The 26,352-nt window shown below is 70.7% G+C and carries 26 protein-coding genes; 14 read left to right on the top strand and 12 right to left on the bottom strand.

The features are described 5' to 3' along the window. Window positions 1-4: 4 nt before the first annotated feature. Window positions 5-1,378, bottom strand: a complete 1,374-nt coding sequence (pdxA, locus tag ACH54P_RS17220) for a 4-hydroxythreonine-4-phosphate dehydrogenase PdxA (RefSeq protein WP_489913902.1) — start codon at window positions 1,376-1,378, stop codon at window positions 5-7. A 179-nt stretch (window positions 1,379-1,557) separates the two neighbouring features. Here pdxA and ACH54P_RS17215 point away from each other — a divergent pair, with 179 nt between their 5' ends. The 4 genes from ACH54P_RS17215 to ACH54P_RS17200 all read left to right on the top strand — a co-directional run bounded on the left by ACH54P_RS17215 (window position 1,558) and on the right by ACH54P_RS17200 (window position 5,661). Continuing rightward, on the top strand, window positions 1,558-3,405 hold the full coding sequence (locus ACH54P_RS17215) for an Hsp70 family protein (protein WP_489913900.1): 1,848 nt from the start codon (window positions 1,558-1,560) through the stop codon (window positions 3,403-3,405). A 60-nt stretch (window positions 3,406-3,465) separates the two neighbouring features. After that, a complete protein-coding gene (locus tag ACH54P_RS17210; RefSeq protein ID WP_489913898.1) occupies window positions 3,466-3,660 on the top strand; it encodes a DUF3046 domain-containing protein in 195 nt (64 codons plus the stop codon). Window positions 3,661-3,894: 234 nt separating this feature from the next. Continuing rightward, window positions 3,895-4,941 (top strand): recombinase RecA, encoded by a 1,047-nt coding sequence (gene recA, locus ACH54P_RS17205; protein ID WP_410672734.1) that lies wholly within the window; start codon window positions 3,895-3,897, stop codon window positions 4,939-4,941. A 174-nt stretch (window positions 4,942-5,115) separates the two neighbouring features. Next, window positions 5,116-5,661 (top strand): regulatory protein RecX, encoded by a 546-nt coding sequence (locus ACH54P_RS17200; protein ID WP_489913895.1) that lies wholly within the window; start codon window positions 5,116-5,118, stop codon window positions 5,659-5,661. Between the two features lie 82 nt (window positions 5,662-5,743). On the opposite strand, the gene ACH54P_RS17195 is transcribed toward ACH54P_RS17200, so the two are convergent. From ACH54P_RS17195 to edd, 4 genes are all read right to left on the bottom strand, one after another. Continuing rightward, entirely contained in the window at window positions 5,744-7,006 is a 1,263-nt protein-coding gene (locus ACH54P_RS17195) for an MFS transporter (protein WP_489913893.1), read from the bottom strand. 18 nt (window positions 7,007-7,024) lie between these two features. After that, the gene (locus ACH54P_RS17190) at window positions 7,025-9,001 is read right to left on the bottom strand and encodes a PEP/pyruvate-binding domain-containing protein (protein ID WP_489913890.1); all 1,977 of its coding nucleotides are present in this window, start codon (window positions 8,999-9,001) and stop codon (window positions 7,025-7,027) included. A gap of 225 nt (window positions 9,002-9,226) precedes the next feature. After that, on the bottom strand, window positions 9,227-9,847 hold the full coding sequence (gene eda, locus ACH54P_RS17185) for a bifunctional 4-hydroxy-2-oxoglutarate aldolase/2-dehydro-3-deoxy-phosphogluconate aldolase (RefSeq protein ID WP_489913887.1): 621 nt from the start codon (window positions 9,845-9,847) through the stop codon (window positions 9,227-9,229). Then, window positions 9,844-11,802: a phosphogluconate dehydratase gene (edd, locus tag ACH54P_RS17180; protein WP_489913884.1), complete on the bottom strand. Its 1,959-nt coding sequence runs from the start codon at window positions 11,800-11,802 to the stop codon at window positions 9,844-9,846. Before edd ends, eda begins: the two co-directional genes overlap by 4 nt. 255 nt (window positions 11,803-12,057) lie before the next feature. Between edd and ACH54P_RS17175 the strand changes: the two genes are divergently transcribed. From ACH54P_RS17175 to ACH54P_RS17160, 4 genes are read left to right on the top strand one after another with little or no spacing between them, the layout of a single operon-like run. Next, window positions 12,058-12,345 carry an Rv0250c family protein gene (locus ACH54P_RS17175; RefSeq protein WP_196425237.1) on the top strand — a complete coding sequence of 96 codons (288 nt, stop codon included), beginning with the start codon at window positions 12,058-12,060 and terminating at the stop codon, window positions 12,343-12,345. Next, a complete protein-coding gene (locus ACH54P_RS17170; protein WP_489913881.1) occupies window positions 12,342-13,166 on the top strand; it encodes a hypothetical protein in 825 nt (274 codons plus the stop codon). The genes ACH54P_RS17175 and ACH54P_RS17170 overlap by 4 nt, the downstream gene beginning before the upstream one ends. Before the next feature lie 59 nt (window positions 13,167-13,225). Then, entirely contained in the window at window positions 13,226-15,142 is a 1,917-nt protein-coding gene (locus tag ACH54P_RS17165) for a fumarate reductase/succinate dehydrogenase flavoprotein subunit (protein ID WP_489913879.1), read from the top strand. After that, on the top strand, window positions 15,139-15,891 hold the full coding sequence (locus ACH54P_RS17160; RefSeq protein ID WP_489913877.1) for a succinate dehydrogenase/fumarate reductase iron-sulfur subunit: 753 nt from the start codon (window positions 15,139-15,141) through the stop codon (window positions 15,889-15,891). The genes ACH54P_RS17165 and ACH54P_RS17160 overlap by 4 nt, the downstream gene beginning before the upstream one ends. Before the next feature lie 30 nt (window positions 15,892-15,921). On the opposite strand, the gene ACH54P_RS17155 is transcribed toward ACH54P_RS17160, so the two are convergent. Beyond that, window positions 15,922-16,548 (bottom strand): TetR/AcrR family transcriptional regulator, encoded by a 627-nt coding sequence (locus ACH54P_RS17155; protein ID WP_489913875.1) that lies wholly within the window; start codon window positions 16,546-16,548, stop codon window positions 15,922-15,924. 84 nt (window positions 16,549-16,632) lie between these two features. Here ACH54P_RS17155 and ACH54P_RS17150 point away from each other — a divergent pair, with 84 nt between their 5' ends. Genes ACH54P_RS17150 through ACH54P_RS17140 form a run of 3 tightly spaced genes read left to right on the top strand, consistent with a single transcriptional unit; the run spans window position 16,633 to window position 18,954 of the window. Further along, window positions 16,633-17,280, top strand: a complete 648-nt coding sequence (locus ACH54P_RS17150) for a class I SAM-dependent methyltransferase (RefSeq protein ID WP_489913873.1) — start codon at window positions 16,633-16,635, stop codon at window positions 17,278-17,280. Window positions 17,281-17,299: 19 nt separating this feature from the next. Then, on the top strand, window positions 17,300-17,839 hold the full coding sequence (locus ACH54P_RS17145) for a GNAT family N-acetyltransferase (RefSeq protein WP_489913871.1): 540 nt from the start codon (window positions 17,300-17,302) through the stop codon (window positions 17,837-17,839). Then, window positions 17,836-18,954 (top strand): amidohydrolase family protein, encoded by a 1,119-nt coding sequence (locus ACH54P_RS17140; protein WP_489913869.1) that lies wholly within the window; start codon window positions 17,836-17,838, stop codon window positions 18,952-18,954. The genes ACH54P_RS17145 and ACH54P_RS17140 overlap by 4 nt, the downstream gene beginning before the upstream one ends. Window positions 18,955-19,022: 68 nt before the next feature. Here ACH54P_RS17140 and ACH54P_RS17135 read toward each other — a convergent pair whose 3' ends face one another. Beyond that, a complete protein-coding gene (locus ACH54P_RS17135; protein WP_489913867.1) occupies window positions 19,023-19,874 on the bottom strand; it encodes a helix-turn-helix domain-containing protein in 852 nt (283 codons plus the stop codon). 157 nt (window positions 19,875-20,031) lie between these two features. Here ACH54P_RS17135 and ACH54P_RS17130 point away from each other — a divergent pair, with 157 nt between their 5' ends. Next, window positions 20,032-20,592 (top strand): hypothetical protein, encoded by a 561-nt coding sequence (locus tag ACH54P_RS17130; protein ID WP_489913865.1) that lies wholly within the window; start codon window positions 20,032-20,034, stop codon window positions 20,590-20,592. Next, entirely contained in the window at window positions 20,585-21,280 is a 696-nt protein-coding gene (locus tag ACH54P_RS17125) for a YoaK family protein (RefSeq protein ID WP_489913863.1), read from the top strand. The genes ACH54P_RS17130 and ACH54P_RS17125 overlap by 8 nt, the downstream gene beginning before the upstream one ends. Here ACH54P_RS17125 and ACH54P_RS17120 read toward each other — a convergent pair. The 5 genes from ACH54P_RS17120 to ACH54P_RS17100 form a co-directional block, all read right to left on the bottom strand. Then, window positions 21,234-21,971, bottom strand: a complete 738-nt coding sequence (locus ACH54P_RS17120) for an SDR family NAD(P)-dependent oxidoreductase (protein WP_489913861.1) — start codon at window positions 21,969-21,971, stop codon at window positions 21,234-21,236. The genes ACH54P_RS17125 and ACH54P_RS17120 overlap by 47 nt on opposite strands. A gap of 82 nt (window positions 21,972-22,053) precedes the next feature. Next, window positions 22,054-22,914, bottom strand: a complete 861-nt coding sequence (locus ACH54P_RS17115) for an amino acid ABC transporter permease (RefSeq protein ID WP_489913859.1) — start codon at window positions 22,912-22,914, stop codon at window positions 22,054-22,056. After that, entirely contained in the window at window positions 22,911-23,558 is a 648-nt protein-coding gene (locus ACH54P_RS17110) for an amino acid ABC transporter permease (protein WP_489913857.1), read from the bottom strand. The genes ACH54P_RS17115 and ACH54P_RS17110 overlap by 4 nt, the downstream gene beginning before the upstream one ends. 102 nt (window positions 23,559-23,660) lie before the next feature. Then, the gene (locus tag ACH54P_RS17105; protein WP_489913855.1) at window positions 23,661-24,587 is read right to left on the bottom strand and encodes a glutamate ABC transporter substrate-binding protein; all 927 of its coding nucleotides are present in this window, start codon (window positions 24,585-24,587) and stop codon (window positions 23,661-23,663) included. A 56-nt stretch (window positions 24,588-24,643) separates the two neighbouring features. After that, window positions 24,644-25,372, bottom strand: coding sequence for an amino acid ABC transporter ATP-binding protein (locus ACH54P_RS17100; protein WP_489916474.1), 729 nt, complete (start codon window positions 25,370-25,372; stop codon window positions 24,644-24,646). A 303-nt stretch (window positions 25,373-25,675) separates the two neighbouring features. Here ACH54P_RS17100 and ACH54P_RS17095 point away from each other — a divergent pair, with 303 nt between their 5' ends. Beyond that, window positions 25,676-26,350 (top strand): response regulator transcription factor, encoded by a 675-nt coding sequence (locus ACH54P_RS17095; protein ID WP_489916472.1) that lies wholly within the window; start codon window positions 25,676-25,678, stop codon window positions 26,348-26,350. Window positions 26,351-26,352 lie beyond the last annotated feature (2 nt).

The following is a 26,352-nucleotide window of genomic DNA, read 5'->3' as shown; positions in this document are numbered from 1 at the left end:
GCCGTCACCGGCTCGGCGGGTAGATGGCGGGCAGCTTGCGGGCGTACGGCGCCAGGGTCGCCGCGGCCTTGAACGCCGCGCGCATCGTGCCGTGCGACGCCCGGCCGGTGCCGGCGATGTCGAACGCCGTGCCGTGGTCGACCGACGTGCGCAGGATCGGCAGGCCGACCGTCACCGAGACCGTGCCGTCGAAGTCGTACGTCTTCGACGCGATGTGCCCCTGGTCGTGGTAGAGCGAGAGCACGCCGTCGAACCGGCCCTGGATCCCTTGGTGGAACACGGAGTCCGCGGGGATCGGGCCGACCACGTCGAGCCCGGCCGCCCGCGCGGCGGCGACCGCGGGGGCGATCGCGACGATCTCTTCGTCGCCGAACTTGCCGTTTTCGCCGCCGTGCGGGTTCAGCGCCGCCACGGCCAGTCTCGGTTTTTCCGTGCCGAACACCTCCAGCGCCGTGTAGGCCTCGCGGATCGCGTGCTCGATGTTTTCCCGGGTGATCCGGTCGAGCGCCTCGCGCAGGGAAAGGTGCCGGGTGGCGAAGAAGATCTTCAGCCCCGACACCCAGAACATCGTGTTGAACCGGGTCGACCCGGTCAGCTGGCCGAGCATCTCGGTGTGCCCGAGGTGCTGCGAGCCGGCCGCCCAGATCGCCTCCTTGTTGATCGGCGCGGTCACGATCGCGTCGACCTCGCCGGCCAGCGCGAGCCGGGTGGCGACCTCGATCGCCCCGACCGCCGCGGCTCCGGCGGTCGCGTTCACCTCGCCCCACGGCAGGTCTTCGGTGACCACGCCGAGGTTGAGCACGTCGATCACGCCGGTGGTGAAGCGCGCGTCGGCGACCGTGGCGATCGGGTTGATCTCCACGGACAGGCCCAGGTGGCGGGCGACGCGGTCGAGCACGACCGCGTCCCCGACCGCGACCCCGCGCGCCATCTGCAGGGACTCGGGCTCGGCCAGGGTCTTCAGGGTGATCTCCGGGCCGATGCCCACGGGGTCGCCGAGGGTGACGGCGAGGATCGGGAGGTCGCTCACGGGTTCTTCCTTCCGGTGGCCAGGACGTGGTTCAGGTGTTCCAGGCAGGCGGCTGTGACAACCGAGGCTTCGCCTCGGGTCGGGGGCTTCGCCACCCGGACCCCCGAAAAGCGTCAGTTCGACGGGCCCGGCGAGCTCGATGGCGTGGCGGACCGCCTCGGCGGCGTGTGCCGGCCGGGCGTGCCGGGTACCCAGGTTGATCACGAGCGCGTCGATCCCGCTGTCCGGGCGGAGACAGGGCGCGAGTGGCGCCTTGACGGACACCGCGCGCAGCCCGAAGCGGGCGGACAGCGCTCCGGTCGCGTTCGAGCCGGCCAGGTCGTCCCCGAGGACGAGCAGCTTCGGCATCCCACGCTCCCTTGCGCAAATCGTGCAACTCGGTTGACCGAACTGCGCAACTATCGTGCCCCGGGATCGGCCGCCGCGTCAAGGAGCAGTGACTTTCGCGGGTCCGCACGCACGGTCACCGCGCGCATGGCAGCATCACCGCGAACGCCGCCAAGGCGTGTTTCGCGAAGGGGAGTGCTGTGCGGATCCTGTCGGTGGACCTCGGGACGTCCAACACCGTCGCCGTGCTTTCGGCGCACGGAAGGCCGCCCAGGGTCGTCGAAGTGGACGGCTCGGCCAACATGCCGTCGGCGGTCTTCGCCACCGAAGAGGGCACGATCATGGTCGGCCGCGACGCCGAGCGCCGCGCCCGCCTCGACCCGACGCGCTTCGAACCGAACCCCAAGCGCCGCATCGACGAGCAGACCCTGCTGCTCGGCACCGACGTCGTCCCGGTCACCGAGGCGCTCGCCGCCATCCTGCGCCGCGTGCTCGAAGAGACGTCCCGCCAGCTCGGCGGCGAGCAGCCCGACGAGGTCCGGCTGACCCACCCCGCGCAGTGGGGCCAGACCCGCCGCAACGTCCTGATGTCCGCCGCCCGGCTCGCCGGGATGGGTCCGAACATCCTGCTGGTGCCCGAGCCGGTCGCCGCGGCGGCGCACTTCGCGTCGTTCCCCGGCAAGGCGCTGGCCCCCGGCCAGGCCCTCGCGGTCTACGACCTCGGCGCGGGCACCTTCGACGTCGCCGTCGTCGGCGCCACCCAGAACGGCTTCACCGTGCTCGCCGAGGACGGCCTGCCCGACCTCGGCGGCCTCGACGTCGACCAGGCGCTGATGGTGCACGTCGGGCGCGAGGTCTCGCACTCCGACCCGCAGCGCTGGCAGCGGCTGCTGCGGCCCGAGTCGACCGCCGACCGGCGCACCCGGCGCGCGCTGCAGGAGGACGTCAAGGCGGCCAAGGAGGCGCTCTCGCGGCACCCGCAGACCGAGGTGCCGATGCCCGAGCCGTTCAAGGACGTCCTCGTCACGCGCGGCGAGCTGGAAGGCCTGGTCCGGCCGGCGATGCTGCGCAGCGTCGAACTGCTGTCGCGGACGCTGCGGTCCTCCGGGCTGACCCCGGACCGGCTCGCGGGCATCTACCTCGTCGGCGGCTCGAGCCGGCTGCCGCTGGTCGGCACGATGATCGCGGAGAAGCTCGGTGTCGTGCCGGGCAGCCTCGACCAGCCGGAGACCGCGGTCGCGCTCGGCGCCCAGCACGTGGCCCGCGACGGGCTTTCCGTGCGGACCCAGAACGTCGAAGGGGCGGTCGCCGCGGGTGGCCCGCCGCACCGCGCGCAGTACGCGCCCCCGCCGCCGCAGTACCCGGGCTACGCGCCGTCGAACTTCCCGCCCAGCGGCCCGCAGCAGGTGCCGTCGAACTTCCCCTCCTACTCGCCCGCCGCCGTCGCGGAGAAGAGCGAGCCGAAGCCCGGCGGGAAGAAGAAGCTGCTGATCGGGATCGCGGCCGCGGTCGTCGTGGTGCTCGCGGCGGGACTGGCGATCTTCCTCACGTCGTCGTCCTCGGTGACCACCTACACCGCCGACCAGTGCCGGACGCCGGGCCAGGCCGACGACAAAGGCCTCACCGGCTGCCTGCGCCAGCTCGCCGGGAAGATCGCCGACACCGGCGACTGCAAGCCGGGCATGGGCAACGGCCCGGCGGCGCCGGCGAAGAGCCTCGGGCCGGCCTCGACCTGCTCCGCGCCGGGCCGGGCGGGCACGCAGGTGACCTACGTCCAGGGCGACAACGCCGACACGCTCAAGCAGTACACCGACGGCCTGCTCTCCTCGGCGGGCGGCGACCGCACCGAGGCCGACTGGGGTGGCAACGGGCTCAAGGGCCACTACTCCTCGGCCGCGGGCAAGACGTCGGCGGTGCTCGTGTTCACGGTGTCCGACCGGCCGCTGGTCGGGTTCATCTACCAGCTGAACTCGAGCGACCAGGCCGAAGCGACCACGCCGGGCACCCTGGCCGACTACTTCGAGCAGAGCGTCCAGCCGGGAGAGTGACGACGGGGGCGCGAACGGGCCGTTCGTGCTCTGCCCGCCCGCCCGGATACCATGGGTCCGATGCGAATCACGGTTTTCCGGCGGCTGATGGCCGACGAGTTCGGCTCGGGGCGGGCCCAGGTGCTGGCCAGGGACCACGTGCTGAGCGGGCTCGGCGGGCGCACCGTCGACCAGGCGCTGACCGCCGGAATCCCGGCGAAACAGATCTGGCGCGAGCTCTGCGACGCCTTCGACGTGCCGGCGGAACGCCGCTGACCTGGGCGGATCCGGCGTGCACCGCCCCGGGCGGGCGAAAATCCTAGCGCAAGGGTGTGTCGCTGCCGACCTCGAACAGGTGTTCGTCTAAAGTGTTGTCCACATCGGGTCCAGCGATCCACAGATTGGGCGCCGCGCCTGGAATTGTCGGTCCCCGCCGCTAGCGTCGGACCGGACAGCTGAAGAACCGACACAGAGCCCTCGACGGGGCTCCGACCAGCGAGGTGGACTTCCATGCCTGCAGCACCCGACAAGGACAAGGCGCTCGAGCTCGCGCTCGCGCAGATCGACAAGCAGTACGGCAAGGGCTCGGTCATGCGCCTCGGCGAAGAGGGCCGCGCGCCCATCGCCGTGATCCCGACCGGCGCGATCGCCCTCGACGTCGCGCTCGGCATCGGCGGCCTGCCCCGCGGCCGGGTCATCGAGATCTACGGCCCGGAGTCCTCCGGTAAGACCACGGTCGCCCTGCACGCGGTGGCGAACGCGCAGCGCAACGGCGGCATCGCGGCGTTCATCGACGCGGAGCACGCGCTGGACCCGGAGTACGCCAAGAAGCTCGGCGTGGACACCGACGCGCTGCTCGTCTCCCAGCCGGACACCGGTGAACAGGCGCTCGAGATCGCGGACATGCTGATCCGCTCCGGCGCGCTCGACATCCTGGTCATCGACTCCGTGGCCGCGCTCGTGCCGCGCGCCGAGATCGAGGGCGAGATGGGCGACTCGCACGTCGGCCTCCAGGCCCGCCTGATGAGCCAGGCGCTGCGCAAGATGACCGGGGCGATGAACAACTCCGGCACCACCGCGATCTTCATCAACCAGCTGCGCGAGAAGATCGGTGTCATGTTCGGCTCCCCGGAGACCACGACCGGTGGCAAGGCGCTGAAGTTCTACGCCTCGATCCGGCTCGACGTGCGCCGCATCGAGACGCTCAAGGACGGCGGCGAGCCGGTCGGCAACCGCACCCGCGTCAAGGTCGTGAAGAACAAGATGGCCCCGCCCTTCAAGCAGGCCGAGTTCGACATCCTGTACGGCCACGGCGTCTCCCGCGAGGGTTCGCTCATCGACATGGGTGTCGACCAGGCCATCCTGCGCAAGTCCGGTGCCTGGTACACCTACGAGGGCGACCAGCTCGGCCAGGGCAAGGAGAACGCGCGGAAGTTCCTGCGCGACAACCCGGACATCGCCAACGAGATCGAGAAGCGGATCAAGGAAAAGCTGGGCATCGGGGCGCAGGTCGACGCCGAGGCCGTCGAAGCCGTGCCGGCGCCGGTCGACTTCTGAGGGGGCGTCGGGATGGGTGAGGTGTGCTCGCGGAGTGCGCTCGCCGTGATCCCTCCGCGGTGTCTTCCGGGGGTCGAACCCCCGGACCCCGCCAGGGGGCAAGCCCCCTGGACCCCCGTCGTGGATGCGTTGCGCTGTGATGCTTGGGTCAGTGAAGAACGAGGAGTGATCGAGGTGGCGAGGGCGCCGAAGGTTCCGCCGTCGGAGCTGCCCCCGGAGGAGCGGTACAAGAAGGCCAAGGAGATCTGCTTCGACCTCCTGGCCGTGCGTGCGCGCACCCAGGAGGAGCTCCGGCAGGCCTTGCACCGCAAGGGGTTCGACGAGGAGACCAGCGAAACCCTGCTCGGCAAGCTCGACCGGGCAGGGCTGGTGAACGACGCGGAGTTCGCGGAACTGTGGGTCAAGTCCCGCCACACCACCCAGGGCCTGTCCCGCACCGCGCTGATGGCCGAGCTTCGGCGCAAGGGCGTCGACGACGAGGTCGCCGCGCAGGCGGCGGGCGAGGTCGACCGCGAGTCCGAGGAGCAGATGGCCCGGGAACTGGTCCGCAAGCGGCTCGGGTCCCTGGGCAACGTCGACGAGCAGACAGCGCTGCGGCGGCTGCTCGGCTTCCTGGCGCGCAAGGGCTACCCCCAGGGGCTGGCGTACACGGTGATCAAGGAGGAACTCCGCGAGTACGGCGCGGAGTCCACCCTGCTCGACGACGCCTACATCGACTGACCGCGGGGCACTCGAGGGCGACCGAGGCGCCGGTCAGCAGGGTGCGCCGGTGTTCACCGAGCCGTGAGCGTCGGTTCGCACGTCACGCGGAGCCGGTGGACACCGCCTCCCGCGTGGCGGGCACCCGGCGGTCCGAGCGGTGCTTGCGGACCGCCAGCAGCAGCACCGCCAGCAACCCCATCACCACGCAGGTGACCACGGCCGACAGCACCAGGAACTCGTTCAGCTGCCCGGCCGCCAGATAGGCACCCAGCGCCACCGCCGCCAGCGCGCACACCGCGCGGTCCAAAATGGACTCCATCGACAGGAGCGTCGCGCGGTACCGGGAATCCGGGATGGAGTCGTTCAACAGCTGCTTCTGCACCGGGAACGAAATGCCCGTCGCCACCGCGAAGACGCACAACAGCACCACCGCCGGGAAGGAGCCGACCAGCACGACGAAACCGAGGCACAGCGCCATCACGATCGTCAGCGTGAACACCGAGCCGACCGGGCCGATGGCGCGGCGGAGCCGGTGGGGGCGGGCCGCGCCCAGGGCCTCGAAGACCGTCATCGCGGCCAGGACCGCGCCGTACCAGTTCACCGACAGCGACTTCGACGCCAGGATCGGCTGGAACAGGTTCACCTGACAGATCCGCACCAGCGTGAACATCGCGACGCCCTGCACCATCAGCAGCAACAGCCACCGCGAGGAGCGCAGCGCCGAGAGCGCACCGCCGACCCCCGCCAGGAGGGACGCCGTCTTGCCGGTGGCCCGCCGTCCGCCGGGGATCGCCGGGAGCTTCAGCGCGAACACCAGCGCCACCCCCGCGTTGATCGCCGTCAGCCAGTACGGGGACGGGAGGTTCCACGTCATCAGCAGGCCGATCACCGGCCAGTACACGATCTTGCCGATCAGGCTGTACGCGCGGCCGACGCCTTCCACGCGAAGGTAGTGCTCCCCTGAGCCGGACGCGTGCAGGTACTCGTACAGGTACGCGCTCTGCGCCCCCGAAACCAGTGAGCGCGCCAAGGCGATCAGGACGAAGTGCACCAGGAACCCGGTGTACGAGCCGAGGAACACCGGCACCAGGTTCGCCACCACGAGCACGCCGGCGCCGGCCGCCAGCGAAGCCCGGTAGTCGAACCGGTCGGCGATCATCCCCGTCGGGATCTCCAGCAGGCAGAACACGAGGTAGTAGATGCTCTGGATGCCGAAGATCTCGCCGTCGCCGAGGCCGACGAGCTTCTGGTACTGGTAGAAGATCGGCACCCACAGCAGCAGGCCGAAGAAGAACTGGAACCCGTAGGTCAGCCGGACGGCGCGCTGAACGGCGGGTTTCGCGGGCAGGCGAAAGCCCAGCATGGTCGTTTCTCCCGGGAATCAGGCCGAATAGGGGCGCAGCTGCACGATGTGGACGTGGTCGCGGTCGGCGAGCCACTCGACGTCGACCGGTGCATCGAAGGTGTAGTCGGGTGAGAAGTGCGCCTGCAGCAGGCGGCCGGCGACGGCGAGGCGCTGCAGCTGCTCGTGCGCCCGCTCGTCGAGGTCCGCGGCCGCGTCGCCGAGCGACACCGTGCGACCGCCGCCCTCGACGGTCGAGTACAGGTACTGCATCGGCAGCGCCGACCCGTCGACGACGTCGGTGACCTCCGGCGACACGTTGATGTACACCGTGCGGAAGTCCGCGCGGTTCATCGGGTTCGTCGTCACGAGCACGCCGCCGAAGTCGGCCGCGACCTGCTCCTGGATCACCACGCCCATGTAGCACTCGTCGAGGGAGATCCCGGCCTGCTGCCGCAGCCGGACGCTGCGCACCGACACCAGCGAAGCCCAGACTTCCTTGACACTGGCGAAGATCCGCTCGGCGGTCGTGACGTGGTTGAGCGACTCGTAGATCCCGGCGGCCGAGAACCCGGCGAGGTCCTCGGCGTTCGACGAGCTGCGCACGACGAACGCCCGCACCCCGGCCAGCTCCGAGACGAGCGCGGAGTCGATCTCGCGGGCCAGCGAGTCCGGCAGCTTCGTCGCTCGGATGAGGCTCTGCAGCTCGACGCACAGCGGCTCGATCTCCCGCGCGTCCAGCTCGCACGCCATCTTCAGCTTGCCGATGGCCTGCTGGATCCGCGGCGACGACTCCAGGAACCGTCGCTGCAGCGAGAACGGCAGGGCGACGCCGCGCGGCACGCGGACGTGGTCGTCGAGCAGCCGGCGGGCCGCGGCCTCCAGGTCGGCGACGGACGGCACGTCCAGCAGCCGGGCCAGGTACGGCAGCAGGTTGTCCCGCGGCGGCCGCGGCACCTGGTAGAAGCCGAGCAGCCGCTGCGAACCGTGGGCCAGGACGTGGTGCAGCTCGCCGAGGTTGGCCGCCTTGGTGCCGTAGCGGGAGCGGTCGGACGCGCGCAGCCGCGCGAGGTTCGCGATCGGGCCGTGCCCGGCCTCGGGCTCCTCCAGCGTGACGCGCTGGGCGTACCAGCCCGGCCGCGGCGCCGCCTCGGCCGGCTCGTCGACCTCCCGCAGGGAGACCGACGTCGCCTGGGCGTCCACCGTGTACTCGACCCACTTCCCGTCGAGCCCGCGGCGGTCGATCTCGGCGAGGGCGCCGAGCTGGACGGCGTTCGGGATCTGCCAGCCGGTGGCGAGGACGTTGGTGTGCGACAACGGCGTCGTGTGCCGGGCGTTGACGATGCCGGACAGGCGCGGGATGTCGTCGGGCACGCGGTCCATCACGATGATGTCGGTCCAGTCCAGCGTGGCGGCGCGGTACTCGGCCTCGGTGCGGAAGGCGCGCAGGCGGCCCGTGGCCGTGCCCGGGTTCAGCGCCACGAACGGCGCCGTGGAGAACAGCTCGTGCGCGAACACGCGGGGCAGCTCACCCGCCGGGATCTCCCGGACGATCCGCTCCTGCCGCTGGTTGGCCGGCTTGAACACCAGCGGCAGCGACGGGTCCACGTACCGCGCGACGAAGGCGTGGAACTCGCGGATCAGCTCGGCCGGCATCGTGTCGACCTCGACCGTCTCCAGGGAAAGCATCTGCGGGTGCAGGGCGAGAATGCCGAGCAGGAACCGGCGGTCCGGCGCGTGGTAGAAGGTCTCGTTGTACGCGTCGATCTCGGCGCGGACGCGTTCTTCGGGGACGCCGAGGATCTCTTCGCCGATATAGATCGCGTGAAAGGAATGGCGGGCGTTGTTCAGGAAGTGGATGACAGAATTTTCGCGGTCGACCACGACCTTGACGAAGGAATAGCCGCCGAGGGTGCCGCCCAGCTGGTGGAGGGCGGACAGGGAAAGGCGTTCGCCGACGAGTGCGGCGACGTTCTCGGGGGCAGGACTGGGGGCGACCACGCTGGTCAGGGACACCGGTTCTCCTCGCAGTGAAATGCGAGGGGGAACGATAACAGGCCGGTAAATCACCCACCACACCCGCGAATGACCCGTTCAGTGGAACGGTCTGGGCAAATGGCTGGTTTCCATGACCGCCGCCACACCCGCTCGGAGCACCGTTCCAGCGCACTGGAACGGTGCTCCCGCGATGCGGACGGCGGTTCGGCCGTTCGGGCGCGGCAATCGCGCAGGTGATTTCGGCTACAGCCGGGCGGCTTCCGCGGCCAGCTTCTCGATCGCCGCGTAGTCGCCGGTCGCCAACGCGGGCTTCGGCGTCAGCCAGGAACCGCCGATGCAGCCGACGTTCGGCAGCGCCAGGTACGACGGCGCCGAGGCCACCGTGATGCCGCCGGTCGGGCAGAACCTGAGCGAAGGCAACGGGCCCGCGATCGACTTCAGGTACGCGACCCCGCCGCTGGCCTCCGCCGGGAAGAACTTCAACGCCGAAAGCCCGCGTTCGGCCAGCCGCATCGCCTCCGACACGGTGCTCGCGCCGGGCAGGAACGGCAGCCCGGAGTCGAAGCACGCGTCGACGACGGCGTCCGTGCAGCCCGGCGTCACGAGGAACTTCGCGCCCGCGTCGGCCGCCTGCTTCGCGTGCTCCGGCGCGGTGACGGTGCCGGCGCCGATGACGATGTCCGGCACCTCGGCCGCGACGCGCTCGATCGCCGCCAGCGCCGCCGGGGTGCGCAGGGTCAGCTCGATGACCCCGATCCCGCCGGCGAGCAGGGCCCGCGCCGTGGGCACCGCGTCGTCGGCGTCGTCGATCACCACGACGGGCATCACGGGGGACAGCTCGAGCAGGTCCTGACCGGTGGTCACTGACCGACCTCCTGGGTTGCGAAAGCGGGCATTCCGTGTTCCCTGGGGCCAAGCCCCAGACCCCGGCCGGGGGGCAAGCCCCCCTGGACCCCCGAAAGGGCGCCGAGGTGCTCCGGCGTCAAGCCGCCGAACACCGAAGCGCCCTGGTCGGCGGGGCCGACGGCACGGCGCAACGCGGCGAACAGCTCTCGGCCGGTGCCGGTCCAGGATGCTTCGGACGGCGGTCCGTCCACAAGCTCACGCAGGGCGAGTTCTTCGTCACCGACCAGCACGTCGAGCGAGCCCGCGGCAGCGTCCAGCCGGATGACGTCGCCGTCCGCGACGCGGGCGATCGGGCCGCCCGCCGCGGCTTCCGGCGTCACCTGGATCGCGGCGGGGATCTTGCCCGACGCGCCCGACATCCGGCCGTCGGTGAGCAGGGCCACGGCGTGCCCGCGGTCCATCAGCACCCCCAGCGCGGGGGTCAGCCCGTGCAGCTCCGGCATGCCGTTGGCCCGCGGGCCCTGCTGCCGGACCACCACGACGACGTCGCGGTCCAGCTCGCCGGCCTCGAACGCGGCCGTGAACGCCTCCTGGGTGGTGAACACCCGCGCCGGCGCCTGGACGACGCGGTGCTCGGGCGCCACCGCGGACACCTTGACCACCGCGCGGCCGAGGTTGCCCTCGACCATCCGCAGCCCGCCGTCCGCGGCGAACGGGCGCCACGCCGGGCGCAGCACCTCTTCGTCGAGGCTGCGGGTGGGCACGTCGCGCCAGACCAGCTCGCCGTCGGACAGGATCGGCTCGGCCCGGTAGCGGTGCAGCCCGAACCCGGCGACCGTGTGCACGTCCTCGTGCAGCAGCCCGGCGTCGAGCAGCGTGCCGACCAGGAACTGGATGCCGCCGGCGGCGTGGAAGTGGTTGATGTCGGCGCTGCCGTTCGGGTAGACCCGCGCGAGCAGCGGCACGACGGCCGACAGGGCGGAGAAGTCGTCCCAGGTCAGCTGGATGCCCGCGGCCGCGGCGACCGCGACCAGGTGCATCGTGTGGTTGGTCGACCCGCCGGTGGCGAGCAGCGCGATGACGCCGTTGACGAACGCCTTCTCGTCGAGGATCCGCGAGACCGGCGTGTACTCCTCGCCGCGCGAAATGGCGACGATCCGCCGTCCGGCTTCTTCGGTCAGCGCCTGACGCAGCGCCGAGCCGGGCTGGACGAAGCTGGCGCCGGGCAGGTGCAGGCCCATCACCTCGACGACCATCTGGTTGGAGTTGGCCGTGCCGTAGAAGGTGCAGGTGCCGGCCGAGTGGTACGACGCCGCTTCGGCGTCGAGGAGGTCTTCGCGGGTCGCGAGGCCCTCGGCGTACAGCTGGCGGACGCGGGCCTTCTCCTTGTTCGGCAGCCCGGAGTTCATCGGCCCGGCGGGGACCAGCAGCGCCGGCAGGTGCCCGAACGACAGCGCGCCGATCAGCAGCCCGGGGACGATCTTGTCGCACACCCCGAGCAGCAGCGAGGCGTCGAACATGTCGTGCGAGAGCGCGATCGCCGTCGACATCGCGATGACCTCGCGGCTGAACAACGACAGCTCCATGCCCGCGCGGCCCTGGGTGATCCCGTCGCACATGGCCGGGACGCCGCCGGCGAACTGGGCGACGCCACCGGCGGAGCGCACCGCCTTCTTCAGCCAGGCCGGGTACTCCTGCATCGGCTGGTGCGCCGACAGCATGTCGTTGTAGGAGGAGACGATCGCGACGCCGGGGGCGCGCGCGGCCCGCAGCGCCTCCTTGTCGGCGCCTTCCATGGCGGCGAAACCGTGGGCGAGGTTGCTGCACGCGAGGCCGCGGCGGACCGGGCCTTCGGCGTGGGCGGCGGCCATGCGGCCGAGGTACGCGGAGCGCGTCGCGGCACTGCGCGCGGCGATGCGGGCGGTGACCTCGGCGACGACGGGGTGCAACGATGTGGCGGGGGTCGGGCTCATGTCCGGCTCCGGATCACTGGTGTGGGGTGGTCCGCGGGACGGCAGCGCTGGCGCCTCTGGGTCGTGACACTGGCCACAGTACCTCGGGAAAACGCCGAATCAAAATCGATTCAGAAGATCGACCCGCGTGACCCCGATCACCTCCGGAACCGTTAGTGTGCTAGTTGTCACACTGCACGACGCGCGGCAAAGCCGTAGGGGCGAGCGATCGCCCGGCCGGTTCCCTGCAGCCCCACCACGCCCCCGGGAGGCATGATGTCCACCTCCGAGATCGCCGAGCTGCGGCGAACCATCGGCCAGCTCAGGCAGTGCGTCGGCGCACTGCGCTCGCGCTACGGCGACGCGTCGGCGGTCCGCCGGCTCGCCAACGACGTGGAGCGCCTCGACATCGACACCGCGGACCTCGACGGCACGCCGCTCGCGGTGCCGGCCCAGGCGAAGGCCGCCGAGCGCGTTCCCGTCCCCGACACCCCCTACGACCCGGCGCTCTGGCACGGCGCGGACGACGAAGGCGTCGGCGGCTACAAGCGCGACCAGCGGTGAGCGCACCCGCTGACAACGGCGTCGGCACCGGCGTCCGGGCCCCGAAACGGGCCCGGATCGCCGAGCGCACCCTCCGCACGGACCGGTGGTGGCTCCAGCCGCTGCTGACCGTGCTCGGGCTCGCCGCGTTCGTCATCTACGCGACGGTCCGGTCGTTCGTGCGCACCGCGTACTGGGTGCCCGACTACCACTACCTGACGCCGTTCTACTCGCCCTGCCTGTCCACGTCCTGCGTCGAGGGCTCGAGCCACTTCGGCCACTGGTTCGGCGACCTGCCCGGGTTCATCCCGCTCGGGTTCGTCGTGCTGCCGTTCCTGCTCGGGTTCCGCCTGACCTGCTACTACTACCGCAAGGCCTACTACCGGGCCGTGTGGTTCTCCCCGCCCGCCTGCGCCGTCGCGGAACCGCACGCGAAGTACACGGGCGAGACGCGGCTGCCGCTGATCATCCAGAACGTCCACCGCTACTTCTTCTACGTCGCGCTGATCGTCTCGCTGGTCAACACCTACGACGCGATCACGGCGTTCCACGGGAAGACCGGCGGCTTCGGGTTCGGGCTGGGCAACATCGTCCTGCTCGTCAACGTGGTCCTGCTCTGGGCGTACACGCTTTCCTGCCACTCGTGCCGGCACGTGACCGGGGGCAGGCTGAAGCACTTCTCCAAGCACCCGGTGCGCTACTGGATCTGGACGCAGGTCACGAAGCTCAACACCCGCCACATGACGCTGGCCTGGACGACGCTCGGCACGCTGGTGCTGACCGACTTCTACGTCATGCTCGTGGCCAGCGGCGCGATCTCGGACCTGAGATTCGTCAACTAGCGCCACCCGACAGTGCTCCCTGAAAACAGACGTCCCCAGTTCCGAGGTGGAATCTCTTCATGACCGAGGTCGAACGGCACAGCTACGACGTGGTGGTGATCGGTGCCGGTGGCGCCGGTCTCCGCGCCGTGATCGAAGCTCGCGAACGCGGCTTCCGCGTCGCCGTCGTGTGCAAGTCCCTGTTCGGCAAGGCGCACACGGTGATGGCCGAGGGCGGCTGCGCCGCCTCGATGGGCAACGCGAACTCGAACGACAACTGGCAGGTCCACTTCCGCGACACCATGCGCGGCGGGAAGTTCCTCAACAACTGGCGGATGGCCGAGCTGCACGCCAAGGAGGCGCCCGACCGCGTCTGGGAGCTGGAGACCTACGGCGCCCTGTTCGACCGCACCGCCGACGGCCGGATCAGCCAGCGCAACTTCGGCGGGCACACGTACCCGCGGCTCGCGCACGTCGGTGACCGCACCGGCCTCGAGCTCATCCGCACGATGCAGCAGAAGATCGTTTCGCTGCAGCAGGAGGACTTCGCCGAGACCGGGGACTACGAGGCGAAGATCAAGGTCTTCGCCGAGTGCACGGTCACCGAGCTGCTCACGACCGAGGGCCGCATCGCCGGCGCGTTCGGCTACTGGCGCGAGAGCGGCCGGTTCATCCTCTTCGAGGCGCCCGCGGTCGTGCTCGCCACCGGCGGCATCGGCAAGTCGTTCAAGGTGACGTCCAACTCGTGGGAGTACACCGGTGACGGCCACGCCCTGGCCCTGCGGGCGGGCGCGAAGCTGATCAACATGGAGTTCGTCCAGTTCCACCCGACCGGGATGGTCTGGCCGCCGAGCGTCAAGGGCATCCTCGTCACCGAGGGCGTGCGCGGCGACGGCGGCGTCCTGAAGAACTCCGACGGCAAGCGCTTCATGTTCGAGTACGTGCCCGAGGTCTTCAAGGGCCAGTACGCCGAAAGCGAAGAGGAAGCCGACCGCTGGTACACCGACGCGGACAACAACCGGCGCACGCCGGACCTGCTGCCCCGCGACGAGGTGGCCCGCGCGATCAACTCCGAGGTCAAGGAGGGGCGCGGCTCCCCGCACGGCGGCGTGTTCCTCGACATCGCGAGCCGGCTGCCGGCCGAGGAGATCAAGAAGCGGCTGCCGTCGATGTACCACCAGTTCAAGGAGCTGGCGGACGTCGACATCACCGCCGAGCCGATGGAGGTCGGCCCGACCTGCCACTACGTCATGGGTGGCATCGAGGTCGACCCGGACACGGCCGCGGCGAGCGTGCCCGGCCTGTTCGCCGCCGGCGAGTGCTCGGGCGGCATGCACGGGTCCAACCGGCTCGGCGGCAACTCGCTGTCTGACCTGCTGGTGTTCGGCCGCCGCGCGGGTCTCGGCGCCGCCGAGTACGTGCACGGCCTCGACGGCAGGCCGGCCGTGAGCGAGTCCGATGTGGACGCGGCGGCGAAGATGGCGCTCGCGCCGTTCGACCCGCCCGAGGGCGCGTCGGCCGAGAACCCGTACACCCTGCACACCGAGCTGCAGCAGTCGATGAACGACCTCGTCGGCATCATCCGCAAGGCCGAGGAGATCGAGCAGGCACTGGTGAAGCTCGGCGAGCTGCGGCAGCGGATCCTGCGCGTCACCGTGGAGGGGCACCGGCAGTTCAACCCCGGCTGGCACCTCGCGATCGACCTGCGCAACATGCTGATGGTCAGCGAGTGCGTCGCGAAGGCCGCGCTGACGCGGACCGAAAGCCGCGGCGGCCACACCCGTGACGACCACCCGGGCATGGACGCCCAGTGGCGCAACAAGCTGCTCGTCTGCTCGGCCGAACAGGGCGAAAACCCGGTGGTGCCGGACATCGACGTCACCGTGAAGGAGCAGGTGCCGCTGCGGCAGGACCTGCTGGAGCTGTTCGAGTTCGGCGAGCTCGGGAAGTACTACACCGACTCGGAACTCGAGGCGCACCCCGGGAGCAAGGCATGAGCTACAAGGCGAGTTTCCGGGTCTGGCGCGGCGACGACACGGGCGGCGAGCTGCAGGACTTCACGGTGGAGGTGAACGAGGGCGAGGTCGTCCTCGACATCATCCACCGGCTGCAGGCCACGCAGGCGTCGGACCTCGCGGTGCGCTGGAACTGCAAGGCGGGCAAGTGCGGCTCGTGCTCGGCGGAGATCAACGGCCGCCCGCGCCTGCTGTGCATGACGCGGATGTCGACGTTCACCGAGGACGAGGTGATCACGGTGACGCCGATGCGGACGTTCCCGGTGATCCGCGACCTCGTCACCGACGTGTCGTTCAACTACACGAAGGCGCGGGAGATCCCGTCGTTCACGCCGCCGCCGGAGCTGAAGCCGGGCGAGTACCGGATGCAGCAGGTGGACGTCGAGCGCTCGCAGGAGTTCCGCAAGTGCATCGAGTGCTTCCTGTGCCAGAACACCTGCCACGTGGTCCGCGACCACGAGGAGAACAAGGAAGCCTTCGCCGGGCCGCGGTACCTGATGCGCATCGCCGAGCTGGAGATGCACCCGCTCGACGTCGCCGACCGCCGCGACGCGGCCCAGGACGAGCACGGCCTCGGGTACTGCAACATCACGAAGTGCTGCAGTGAGGTCTGCCCGGAGGGCATCCACATCACCGACAACGCGCTGATCCCGATGAAGGAGCGCGTCGCCGACCGCAAGTACGACCCCATCGTGTGGCTGGGCAACAAGCTCTTCCGCCGCGACAAGTAACGCTTTTCTCCCGACGCTCGCGAACCGCGCTCAAGCCGGTTCGCGAGCGTCTTTTTTCGCGAGCAGGAACCCGAGCGTGCTCGCGGCGAGCCCGGCCTCGACCGCGGCCGGCTCCGCGGCGGTCCGGCGGCGGAACTTCTGCGACGCGACGAGGGACAGCAGCCACCAGGCGGCGGCTTCGACGTCGAGGTCCGGCCGCAGCTCGCCCTCCACCCGGCCGCGGTCCAGCAGTTCGGTGAGCGAGCGGGCGAAACGCTGCGTGGACCTCCTCGCGGCGGCTTCGATCTCGGGCTCGCCGGTGACGGCCGCGGCGTCGGCGAAGATCGCGCCCACCGAACCCGCGCTGTGCACCTGGTCGAGGTGGCCGGGGTCGAGCATCGTCTCGAGCAGGCTCGTGACGGGGACCGGGCTCGCGGTGGTCCGGTCGAGCAGGCGGCACACGTGGTCGGCGGCGCGGTCGACCACGGCGGCGAACAGCACGGCCTTGGTGCCGAAGTTCTGGAAGACCACCGGCTCGCTCACGCCGACCCGCCGCGCCACGGTGGACGTCTTGCCGCGCAGGTAGCCGGTTTCGGCGAAGACCTCGGTGGCGGCGGCGAGGATCGACTCTCGGCGGTCCGCGGCACTCATCCGGACGCGGCGGGCTGGTTCGGTCACGTGCGCATCGTAGTGCCCCTTGCCCGTCAACTTAGTGATGACTAAGCTCGACGTTCTTAGTCGCCACTAAGTTAGGGGAACCCGATGAACATCGGCCGGCTGCTGCACGGGAGAACGGACGAGGACGCGCCGGGGGCGATCAAGTACGCCCTCGCGTACGAGGCGTTGTCGGTGGCGGTCTTCGCCGGACGGCGGAGACGCACGTTCGGCAGGCTGGTGAGCCTCACGGGCGTCACGCCGGGAGACCGGGTGCTCGACGTCGGGTGCGGGCCGGGTTACCTGACCGCGTTGGCGGCGGAGGCCGCGTCGCCGGGCGGGAGTGCGGTGGGCGTGGACCCGTCCGAGCCGATGGTCGCTCAGGCGCGCCGCCTGCGGGGCGGGGCGAACTGCTCGTTCGAGGTGGGCCGCGCCGAGGCCCTGGAGGCGCCGGACGGGGCGTTCGACGTCGTGGTCTCGAGCCTCGCCGTGCACCACATCCCGGAAGAGGCGCGCGGCACCGCGTTCGGCGAGGCGTTCCGGGTGCTGCGGCCGGGCGGCCGGGTGCTGCTGGCCGACTTCCGGCCACCGCGCGGCCGCCCGGGCCGTCGCCTGGTCGGCGCGATCGCCGGGGCCGGGATGCGGGACAACCCCGTCGAGCGGATCGCGCCGATGCTGGCCGGCGCCGGGTTCACCGCCGTGGCGGAAAGCCGCGTCGGGACGTTCCTGCACTGCGTGCGAGCGGTGAAACCGTGAGCTGCGGCAGGATGGTCGTATGGGTGCACCGGACATCGAACTGCTGCCGCCGTCCGCCGCGGACGACGGCGCGCTGACCGCCCGGATCACCGGGCTGGTCAACCAGGTCTACGCCGAGTCCGAGAAGGGGCTCTGGCGGGGGAGCACCGATCGGACGTCCGCCGAGGAGGTGGCGGGGTTCGTCCGGGCCGGGGAGATCGCCGTCGCGCGGATCGACGGCGACCTCGCCGGCTCGGTGCGCCTCCAGCGGCTCGACGAGACGACCGGCGAATTCGGCATGCTCGCCGCCGACCCGGCCCGGCGGGGGCTCGGCATCGGGCGCGACCTCGTCGCGTTCGCCGAGCGGGCGAGCCGGGACGCCGGCTGCCGCGAGATGCAGCTGGAGCTGCTGGTGCCCCGGGAGTGGACGCACCCGTCGAAGCAGTTCCTGGCCGAGTGGTACGGCCGGCTCGGCTACCGCGTCACCCACCGCGCCGACCTCGGCGAGGACTACCCGCACCTCGCGCCGTCGCTGGCCACGCCGTGCGACTTCCTCGTCTATCGCAAGGACCTGGCGTGACGCTCCTCGCCGGAGCGCACGTCTTCGACCCCGAGACCGGCGAGATCGCGCGCGCGGACGTCCGGCTGGCCGGCGACCGGATCGCCGAGGTCGGCCCGGCGCTGGACGGCGACGGGCGCGTCGACTGCTCCGGCGGCCTGCTGATCCCCGGGCTCATCGACTGCCACGTGCACGTCGCGTTCCCCCGGCCCGAGCCGCTGCCGCGCAGCGCACGGATCCTCGAAGCCGTGCCGGTGCTGCGCGGGTTGCTGGCGCGCGGGATCACGACCGTCCGCGACGCCTGGGGCGCGGACGCCGGGGTCAAGCACGCGCTGCGCGAAGGCTGGATCGCCGGACCCGACCTGCTGGTCAGCCTCCGCCAGCTCGGGCCGACCGGCGGGCTCGGCGACAGCTGGGAACCGCCCGCGGGCGCCGTCGACCACTACGGCGACCCGTCGCTGCCGGACCCGCTGTTCGACGGACCGGACGCGGCGCGCGCGGCGGTCCGCCGGATGGTGCGCGCGGGCGCGGACTGGATCAAGGTCGGGGCGAGCGGGGCGATGCGGGCCGTCCGCGAGGGTGTCGACGTCCGCCCGACCGACGACGAGCTCGTCGCGCTGGTCGACGAAGCCCGCCGCTGTGGCCGGGACGTCCTGGCCCACGCCCACACGTCGGCGGCCGTGGTCTCGGCGGCGCGCGCCGGGGCGCGCAGCATCGAGCACGGCACCTTCCTCGACGACGAAGCCGTCGCCGCCCTGGGCCACGCCTGGTACGTGCCGACGCTGTCGCCGATCAGCGACAGCGAGTTCGCCGGCACGCACCAGCGCTCGCTGCGCCTCGCGGTGGAAGCGGGTGTCCCGATCGCCGCGGGTTCCGACCTCGCCCCGCGTCCCCATGTCGACTTGACGACCGAGCTGCGGTTGCTGGCCGCGGTGCTCGGCGACGCGGCGGCGTTGAAGGCCGCCACGTCCGAGGCGGCCCGGCTGCTGCGGCTGGAGGACGACCGCGGCCGCATCGAGCCGGGCCTGCGCGCCGACGTCGTGCTGCTCGACGGCGCCGACCTCGACGTGACCGACCTGCCCGCCCGGGTCCGGACGGTCTGGCAGGCCGGTCGTGAGGTCGGCGCACCGAGCTGAGTCCCAGGCGTCGTGCGGGACGGTGAGGTGCCCCGCGGCGGGCGCCTGGGAATCGCGCGCCGCCGGGGTCACTCCCTCATGCGCTCGTACTCGTCGGCGACCCGGACGAGCCACTCCCGCGATTGCTCCTCGGACAGGGCCGACTGTTCCAGCCGCGTGAGGAGGATGTAGAACGCTTCGACCGCGACGCGGTCGTCGACGAACAACCCGGCGGCGTAGGTCTCCTCGTAGACCACGGCGGGGTGTTCGGGGAACTCCAAGACGGTGAACGTGCTGCTCAGCGCGCGGAGCGCGGGTGCGGACTCCGGCACCACGCGGATGACGCAGTGCGGCAGGTTCGCGGTCAGCACCAGGTTCTGCAGCTGCTCGTGCATCAGCTGCGGATCGCCGACGACCGACCGCAGGACGCGTTCGTGCACGAAAAAGGTGCAGAGCGGCGAATCGCGGCGTTGGAGGAGCTGCTGCCGGTCGACGCGGGCCCGGGTCAGGGTGTGCAGCCGGTCGGCGGTGTGGCGGCCCGTGAGCTCGAAGCAGGTGCGGAGGTAGTCCTCGGTCTGCAGCATCCCGGGAAGGGCGACCGGGCTGTAGGACACGATCGCGCTGGCGAGGTTCTCCTGGATGATGAGCGACTTCATCGGGTCGACGAGCTTGTCGAAGGAGGGCCGCACCCAGTACAGGTCGCCGGGCGGCTTGGTCAGTTCGAGGAGCCGCGCGCGTTCGGCGGCCTTGGTGCCGCAGTGGGCGAGGTAGATCGCGGCGTCGATCGGCGACATGCGGCGGCCGTTCTCCCAGGCCGACACCTTCGCCGCCGACCAGTCCGCCCGGCGGGCCACCTCGCGCAGGGTCATCCGTTTCAGCTCGCGCTGGGCCTTGAGCTCGAAGGCTATTTCCCGCGTGCGCACCGTGCTCTTTTCGGTCATGTCCGCACGGTAGAGGGGATCCCCGACAAAACCGCCGAAGCCGCGCTCGGATTCACCGCAAGGAGGTTGGTGTTTCGCCTGTGTGACAACGGATATCGCCCGTGAAGCGCTGTGAAGCTGCTTCGGGTGCGAAGGGTGCTTCGCGGTTAAGGAGCTGGTGGATTCGTTTGGTGGCTGGGGGTTCGAGGCCGGCGTAACTGGCTACGGCGGGTTCGTGGCGGCGAGGGAGGCGACGTTGTCTGTGCTCGCGTCGTTGGCCGTGGTATTGAGTTTCCTCGGTGTGACAACGGATATTGCCGCTGAATCGCTGCGAAGCTGCTTCGGCTGCGAAGGGAGCTGGCCTCGCGGCGGCGGGGGAGATGACCTTGTCCGTGCACGCCTCGCTGATTGCGGTGCTGGGAGTCCTGTGCGCGTCAACGGATTCGCCCGTGAAGGGCTGCGGATCCGCTTCGGGCGCGAAGCGTGCTTCGCGCTTAAGAAGCGCGTGAATTCGTTTGGCGGCCGGGTGGAAGACGCCTGGCGATCGGTGTTGACCGTGGGCCTAGCGGCGGTAGGGGAGACGACGTTGTCCGTGCTTGCCTCGGTGGCCGTCGTGCTGGGGTTCCTGTTTGTGACAACGGATATCGTCCGCGAGGCGGTGCGAAGCCGCTTCGCGTGCGAAGCTTGCCTGCCGAGTGGAAAACGCCCGGCAGTCGGTGTTGACTGCGGACATGGCTGAAGCGAAACCGCGGGACCTGGCCGCTCTACTACTGACCCTGACCGTCGTCACCGGGGTGGTCGACGCCGTCAGCTTCCTCGGCCTGGGCCGGGTCTTCGTGGCCAACATGACCGGTAACGTCGTGTTCTTCGGGTTCGCCGCGGCGGGGGAGACGACGTTGTCCGTGCTCGCCTCGCTGACCGCGGTGCTGGCGTTCCTGGCGGGCGCGCTCGCCGGCGGCCGGCTGGCCCGGATCGAGGACGACCGCGGCCACGGCGTGCTCCGGCAGGCCACCGCGGCGCAGGCGGTGCTGGTCGCCGTGGCGGTCGTGCTGTCCGCGACGCTCGGCAGCGGCACCCGGCTGGGCAGTGAGCTGCTGATCGTCGTGCTGGGGCTGGCGATGGGCCTGCAGAACGCGGCCGTCCGCCGGATCGGTGCGCCCGACCTGACGACCACGGTCCTCACCATGACCCTGACCGGCTTCGCGGCGGACTCGAAAGCCGCCGGCGGCGAGGGAGCGCATCCCCTGCGGAAGATCGCCGCGGTGGGGGCGATGCTGGTGGGCGCCTTCGCGGGCGGGCTGCTTCAGCTGCACGTCGCGATGTGGACGGCGCTGACGCTGGCCCTGGTGCTGATCCTGGGCGTGCTGGTGGTGCTGGAGATCAACCGTGCGCGCGACCGCCGTCGACCGACAGGCGCTGTCCCGTGATGAAGCCCGCCTCCTCTGACGCGAAGAAGCTCACCGCCGCGGCGACGTCGTCCGGGGTGCCCAGCCGGCCTGCCGGGACCGAGGCCCGGTACGCCTCCCGCTCCGCCTCCGGGACCTCCGTGTGGCGTTCCACCGGGATGAAGCCCGGCGCGACCGTGTTGACCGTGATGCCGTCGGGCGCCAGCTCGCGGGCCCACGCGCGGGCCAGGCCGATCTGGGCGCTCTTGGCCGTCGCGTAGGCGGAGCGGCCGGGCGGCGGGCGGTCCGCGACCTCCGAGTCGACGTGCACGATCCGGCCGTACCCGCGGGCCCGCATCCCGGGCAGCACCGCGTGCCCGAGCAGCACCGGGGAGCGCACGAAGAAGTCCAGCTGCGCCAGGTGATCCGGCCAGTCCACCTGGGACACCGGCGCCTCGGGCTGGGGGCCGGTGGCGTTGAGGACCAGTACCCCGATCGGGCCGAGCAGCGCGGTGACGGCGTCGACGAGCTCGCCGACCTGACGGCGGTCGGTCACGTCCGCGGCGAAGGCGCCCGCCCGGCCCCCTTCGGCGAGGATGCCCTCCGCGGCGGTCTTGAGGTCGGCGTCGTCGTGGTGGCCGTTGACCGCGACGGCGAACCCGTCGCGGGCCAGCCGCCGCGCGATCGCCCGGCCGAGGCCGCGGGAACTGCCGGTCACCAGTGCGACACCCATGGGCCCGACGCTAGGGGAGACCCCGGGACAGGACAAGGCCCCCGGGACGGATCCCGGGGGCCTCGAACGGGTGGACTCGGACTCAGGCGGAGGCGGCCACGACGTCCTCGGCCGCGGTGGGCGGCGCCGCCACGACCTTCTTGTTGCGCCGGTTGCGCCGCTCCAGGTACGTCGCCAGCGCCGTGAGCAGCAGGCACATCACGACGTAGATGCCGGTCGCCACGATCGTCGACGGCACGATCGGCCGTCCGAACGAGCCCTGCGAGCCGATGTAGCGCGCGTAGTACAGCAGCTCCTGGAACGTGATGATGAAGCCGAGCGCGGTGTCCTTCAGCAGCACGACGAGCTGGCTGATGATCGTCGGCAGCATCGCCCGGATGGCCTGGGGCAGCAGGACCAGGAACATGACCTGCGTCTTGCGCATGCCGAGCGCGTACGCGGCTTCGCTCTGGCCCTTCGGCAGCGACTGGATGCCCGCCCGGAAGACCTCGGCGAGCACCGAGCCGTTGTACAGCGTCAGGCCGAACACCACGCCGAGGAACGGCGTCATCGGCACGCCGATCGTCGGCAGGCCGAAGTAGAACAGGAACATCAGGATCAGGGCGGGGATGGCGCGGAAGAACTCCACGACGAACCCGGCGATGCCGCGGATCCAGGCGTGGTCGGACAACCGCCCGGCCGCGAAGATCGCCCCGAAGACGAGCGCGAGCACGGCGGCGGCGGCGAACGCCTGGAGGGTCTGGAGCACCGCGTTGGCGAGGTCCTTCTGGACCTGCGTGTACTGCAGCCACTCCCACTTGCGCGCCGTGAACTGGCCGCTGTCGTAGAACCGCCACCCGATGTAGCCGATGAAGGCGAGGACCACGACCGTGCCGATCACCGCGTACGTGCGGTACCGCAGCCGGGCCTTCGGTCCCGGGACGTCGAAGAGAACGTTGGTCATCGGGCCACGCTCCAGCGCTTCTCGAGGCTGCGTTGGGCGAACGACAGCACGGCGACCAGGACGATGAAGCCGAGCGCGACCCAGAGCAGGCCGATCAGCTGGTTCTCCCCGCGTTCGGACAGGTACGAGCGGATCGCGCCCGCCTCGGCCACCGAGAAACCGGCGGCGATGGTGGTGTTCTTCAGCAGCGCGATCAGGGTGCTGATCAGCGGCGGGACCACCGACCGCAGCGCCTGCGGCAGCACGACCTGCCCGAGGATCTGGGCGAAGGTCAGCCCCAGCGCCCGGCCCGCTTCGGCCTGGCCGACGGGCACGGTGTTGATGCCCGAGCGCACGACCTCGCAGATGAACGCCGAGGTGTACACGGTCAGCGCGATCACGGCGGCCGGGAAGTAGTCGACCTTGACGATGTCGAGCAGCGGGTAGGCGAACACGAAGAACGCGAAGACCAGCGTGAGCGGCGTGTTCCGGGCGATCGTCACGTACGCCGTGCCGACGGCGCGGAAGACGGGCACCGGGCTCACCCGCAGCATGGCCAGGATGGTGCCCCAGATCAGGCTGCCGACGGCGGAGAGCACGAACAGTTCGATCGTGCGGAGGAAGAACGGACCGAACAGGTCCAGGTTGTTGAGCAGGACGTCCATGGAGCCTTCCCCGCGTCCGTTTCTTTCGAGCGGTGGTCAGGTGGTGATGGATGTGGGAAGGCCGGCGGACCGGGAAACCCGATCCACCGGCCTCGTGTCACGTCAGTACTTCTCGAGGGTCGGGACCTTGGCGGCCGAGCCCGACTTGCCGAGGGTGGCGTCGTAGATCTTCTGCCAGGTGCCGTCGTCCAGCGCCTTCTGCAGGATCTCGTTGACCTTGTCGCGCAGGACCTTGTCGTCCTTGTTCAGGCCGATGCCGTACTTCTCGGTCGAGAACGGCTGGCCGACGACCTTCAGGTTGTCCGGGTCCTGGGCCGCGTAGCCCTTGAGGATCGCGTCGTCGGTCGTGACCGCGTCGACGTCCTTCGACAGCAGCTTCTCGACGCACTGCGAGTACTTCTGGAACTCGACGATGTTGTTCGGCTCGGTCAGGTTCTCCTGCCGGACCTTCTGGATCGGGGTCGACCCGGTGACCGAGCAGACCTTCTTGCCCTTGAGGGTGTCCTTGCTGGTGATCGAGCTGTCGTCCTTGCGCACCAGCAGGTCCTGGCCGGCGACGAAGTACGGGCCGGCGAAGGAGACGAGCGCCTTGCGCTTGTCGGTGATCGAGTAGGTGCCGACGTAGTAGTTCACGTCGCCGTTCGCGATCGTCTGCTCGCGGGCGCCGGAGTCGACCGTGCGGAAGGTGATCTTCTCCGGGTCGAAGCCGAGACCGGCCGAGACGAGCTTCGCGATCTCGATGTCGAAGCCGCCGAACTTGCCGGTCGTCGGGTCCTTCTGGCCCAGGCCGGGCTGGTCGTCCTTGGCGCCGACGGTCAGCGCGCCCGCCGACTTCATCTTCGCGAACACCGGGGAGCCGGCCAGGTCGACGCCGGTCGCGACCGGGTAGGTCGGCAGCGCGGCGGCGTTCGTGCCGCTCTGGTCACCCGAGCCCGGCGTGGTCGGCGTCCCTTCCTTGCCGCAGGCGGTCAGGGTGGTCATCGTCAGACCACCGACGAGCAGTCCCACCGCGAGGGTGCGGATCCTCATGTGAATCTCTCCTGTGTGTCGTCACCCGTGACGCGAAAGGGCGCCGCGGAACGTTCTCAGTGGGTAAGGATCTTGCCGAGGAAGTCCTTCGCGCGCTCGCTCTTCGGCGAGGAGAAGAACTCTTCGGGTGTCGTGTCCTCGACGATCTCGCCGTCGGCCATGAAGATCACCCGATCGGCTGCCCGCCGGGCGAAGCCCATCTCGTGGGTGACGACCAGCATGGTCATGCCGTCCTTGGCCAGGCCGGTCATCACGTCGAGGACCTCCTGGACCATCTCCGGGTCCAGCGCCGAGGTCGGCTCGTCGAACAGCATGACCTTGGGCCGCATCGCCAGCGCCCGCGCGATGGCGACGCGCTGCTGCTGGCCGCCCGACAGCTGCGCCGGGTACTTGTCGGCCTGGTTGGCGATGCCGACGCGCTCCAGCAGCTCCATCGCCGTCTTGCGGGCTTCGGCCTGGCCGACCTTGCGGACCTTCACCGGCGCGAGCATGACGTTCTCGACGATGGTCTTGTGCGCGAACAGGTTGAACGACTGGAACACCATGCCGACGTCGGCGCGCAGCGCGGCGAGGGCCTTGCCCTCGGCGGGCAGCGGGACGCCGTCGACGGCGATCTCGCCGGAGTTGATCGGCTCGAGCCGGTTGATGGCCCGGCACAGGGTCGACTTGCCCGACCCGGACGGGCCGAGCACCACCACGACCTGGCCGCGAGGCACCTCGAGCGTGATCTCCCTGAGCACGTGCAGGTCGCCGAAGTACTTGTTCACGGCGGACGCCTTGATCATCGGCGCCGCCACCTCCGCGGTCATCTGGCCTCCAGGGTCGTTCGTACCGGCATGTGGGGCATGGGTCACCACGCGATGGCGAGAACCTACCGTTGCTCTACCGGCTGGCAAGGCCGCTTGAGCAATACTTAGGGTTTCAACTGAGTATCGATGTCCATTTCGGGCAGTATCGGCCCCCCGGGCCCCCACGTCGAATTCGACTCACGGAGAGTGACCGTCCGGGTGGCCGGTGCGGACCTCGCCCCGACGTCCTAGAGTTCGCGCTACCGGCCGGTGGAGCAGGTCACCATGGGAGGCGGACGGGTGCGGGTGCTGCTGGTGGAGGACGACGACCGGGTCGCGGGTGCGCTCATCCCGGCGCTGGTCCGCCGCGGCCTGGCGATCGCCCGGCTGGCCACCGGCGCCGGCGTGCTGGACCGCGTGCACGAGGTCGACGTCATCCTGCTCGACCTCGGCCTGCCGGACATCGACGGCGTGACGCTCTGCCGCCAGATCCGCGCGGTCAGCGACGTCGCGATCATCGTCGTGTCGGCGCGCGGCGAGGTCGACGACCGGATCCAGGGCCTGCGCGCGGGTGCCGACGACTACCTGGTCAAGCCCTACGACGTCGAGGAGCTGCTCGCCAGGGTCGAGGCCGTGCGCCGCCGCCGCGGGGAGCACACGGCGACCGAGCCGGTGGTGATCCGGGTCGGGGACGTCAGCGTCGACCTGTCCCGGCACGAGGTGCTGGTCGACGGGCGCGCGGTGGCGTTGTCGCGCAAGGAGTTCCAGGTGCTCGCGCTGGTGGCGGGCGCGCGCGGCGCGGTGTGCTCGCGCGAGCACGTGCTCACGGAGGTGTGGGGCCACCGCGGCCCGGCCGAGAGCCGCTCGCTGGACGTCCACGTCGCGACGCTGCGGACGAAGCTGGGCCGCCCGGCGCTGATCGAGACGGTGCGCGGGGTCGGCTACCGGCTCGGCGGCCAGGTCGCCCGGAGCTGACG

It is taken from the genome of Amycolatopsis sp. N2S4-7 (assembly GCF_058119595.1).
The sequence above is the reverse complement of the archived record's forward strand: the minus strand, read 5'-3'. Positions and strand labels throughout refer to the sequence as shown.

Bases quoted from the DNA above. Each gene is read 5' to 3' on its own strand.
- ACH54P_RS17120 (WP_489913861.1), bottom strand. From the start codon at position 21,971: ATGGGTGTCGCACTGGTGACCGGCAGTTCCCGCGGCCTCGGCCGGGCG.
- ACH54P_RS17135 (WP_489913867.1), bottom strand. From the start codon at position 19,874: ATGACCGAAAAGAGCACGGTGCGCACGCGGGAAATAGCCTTCGAGCTC.
- ACH54P_RS17145 (WP_489913871.1), top strand. From the start codon at position 17,300: ATGGGTGCACCGGACATCGAACTGCTGCCGCCGTCCGCCGCGGACGAC.
- ACH54P_RS17150 (WP_489913873.1), top strand. From the start codon at position 16,633: ATGAACATCGGCCGGCTGCTGCACGGGAGAACGGACGAGGACGCGCCG.
- ACH54P_RS17175 (WP_196425237.1), top strand. From the start codon at position 12,058: ATGTCCACCTCCGAGATCGCCGAGCTGCGGCGAACCATCGGCCAGCTC.
- ACH54P_RS17210 (WP_489913898.1), top strand. From the start codon at position 3,466: ATGCGAATCACGGTTTTCCGGCGGCTGATGGCCGACGAGTTCGGCTCG.
- ACH54P_RS17115 (WP_489913859.1), bottom strand. From the start codon at position 22,914: ATGACCAACGTTCTCTTCGACGTCCCGGGACCGAAGGCCCGGCTGCGG.
- ACH54P_RS17105 (WP_489913855.1), bottom strand. From the start codon at position 24,587: ATGAGGATCCGCACCCTCGCGGTGGGACTGCTCGTCGGTGGTCTGACG.
- recA (WP_410672734.1), top strand. From the start codon at position 3,895: ATGCCTGCAGCACCCGACAAGGACAAGGCGCTCGAGCTCGCGCTCGCG.
- ACH54P_RS17110 (WP_489913857.1), bottom strand. From the start codon at position 23,558: ATGGACGTCCTGCTCAACAACCTGGACCTGTTCGGTCCGTTCTTCCTC.
- ACH54P_RS17100 (WP_489916474.1), bottom strand. From the start codon at position 25,372: ATGATCAAGGCGTCCGCCGTGAACAAGTACTTCGGCGACCTGCACGTG.
- ACH54P_RS17160 (WP_489913877.1), top strand. From the start codon at position 15,139: ATGAGCTACAAGGCGAGTTTCCGGGTCTGGCGCGGCGACGACACGGGC.
- ACH54P_RS17165 (WP_489913879.1), top strand. From the start codon at position 13,226: ATGACCGAGGTCGAACGGCACAGCTACGACGTGGTGGTGATCGGTGCC.
- pdxA (WP_489913902.1), bottom strand. From the start codon at position 1,378: ATGCCGAAGCTGCTCGTCCTCGGGGACGACCTGGCCGGCTCGAACGCG.
- edd (WP_489913884.1), bottom strand. From the start codon at position 11,802: ATGAGCCCGACCCCCGCCACATCGTTGCACCCCGTCGTCGCCGAGGTC.
- ACH54P_RS17125 (WP_489913863.1), top strand. From the start codon at position 20,585: ATGGCTGAAGCGAAACCGCGGGACCTGGCCGCTCTACTACTGACCCTG.
- ACH54P_RS17195 (WP_489913893.1), bottom strand. From the start codon at position 7,006: ATGCTGGGCTTTCGCCTGCCCGCGAAACCCGCCGTTCAGCGCGCCGTC.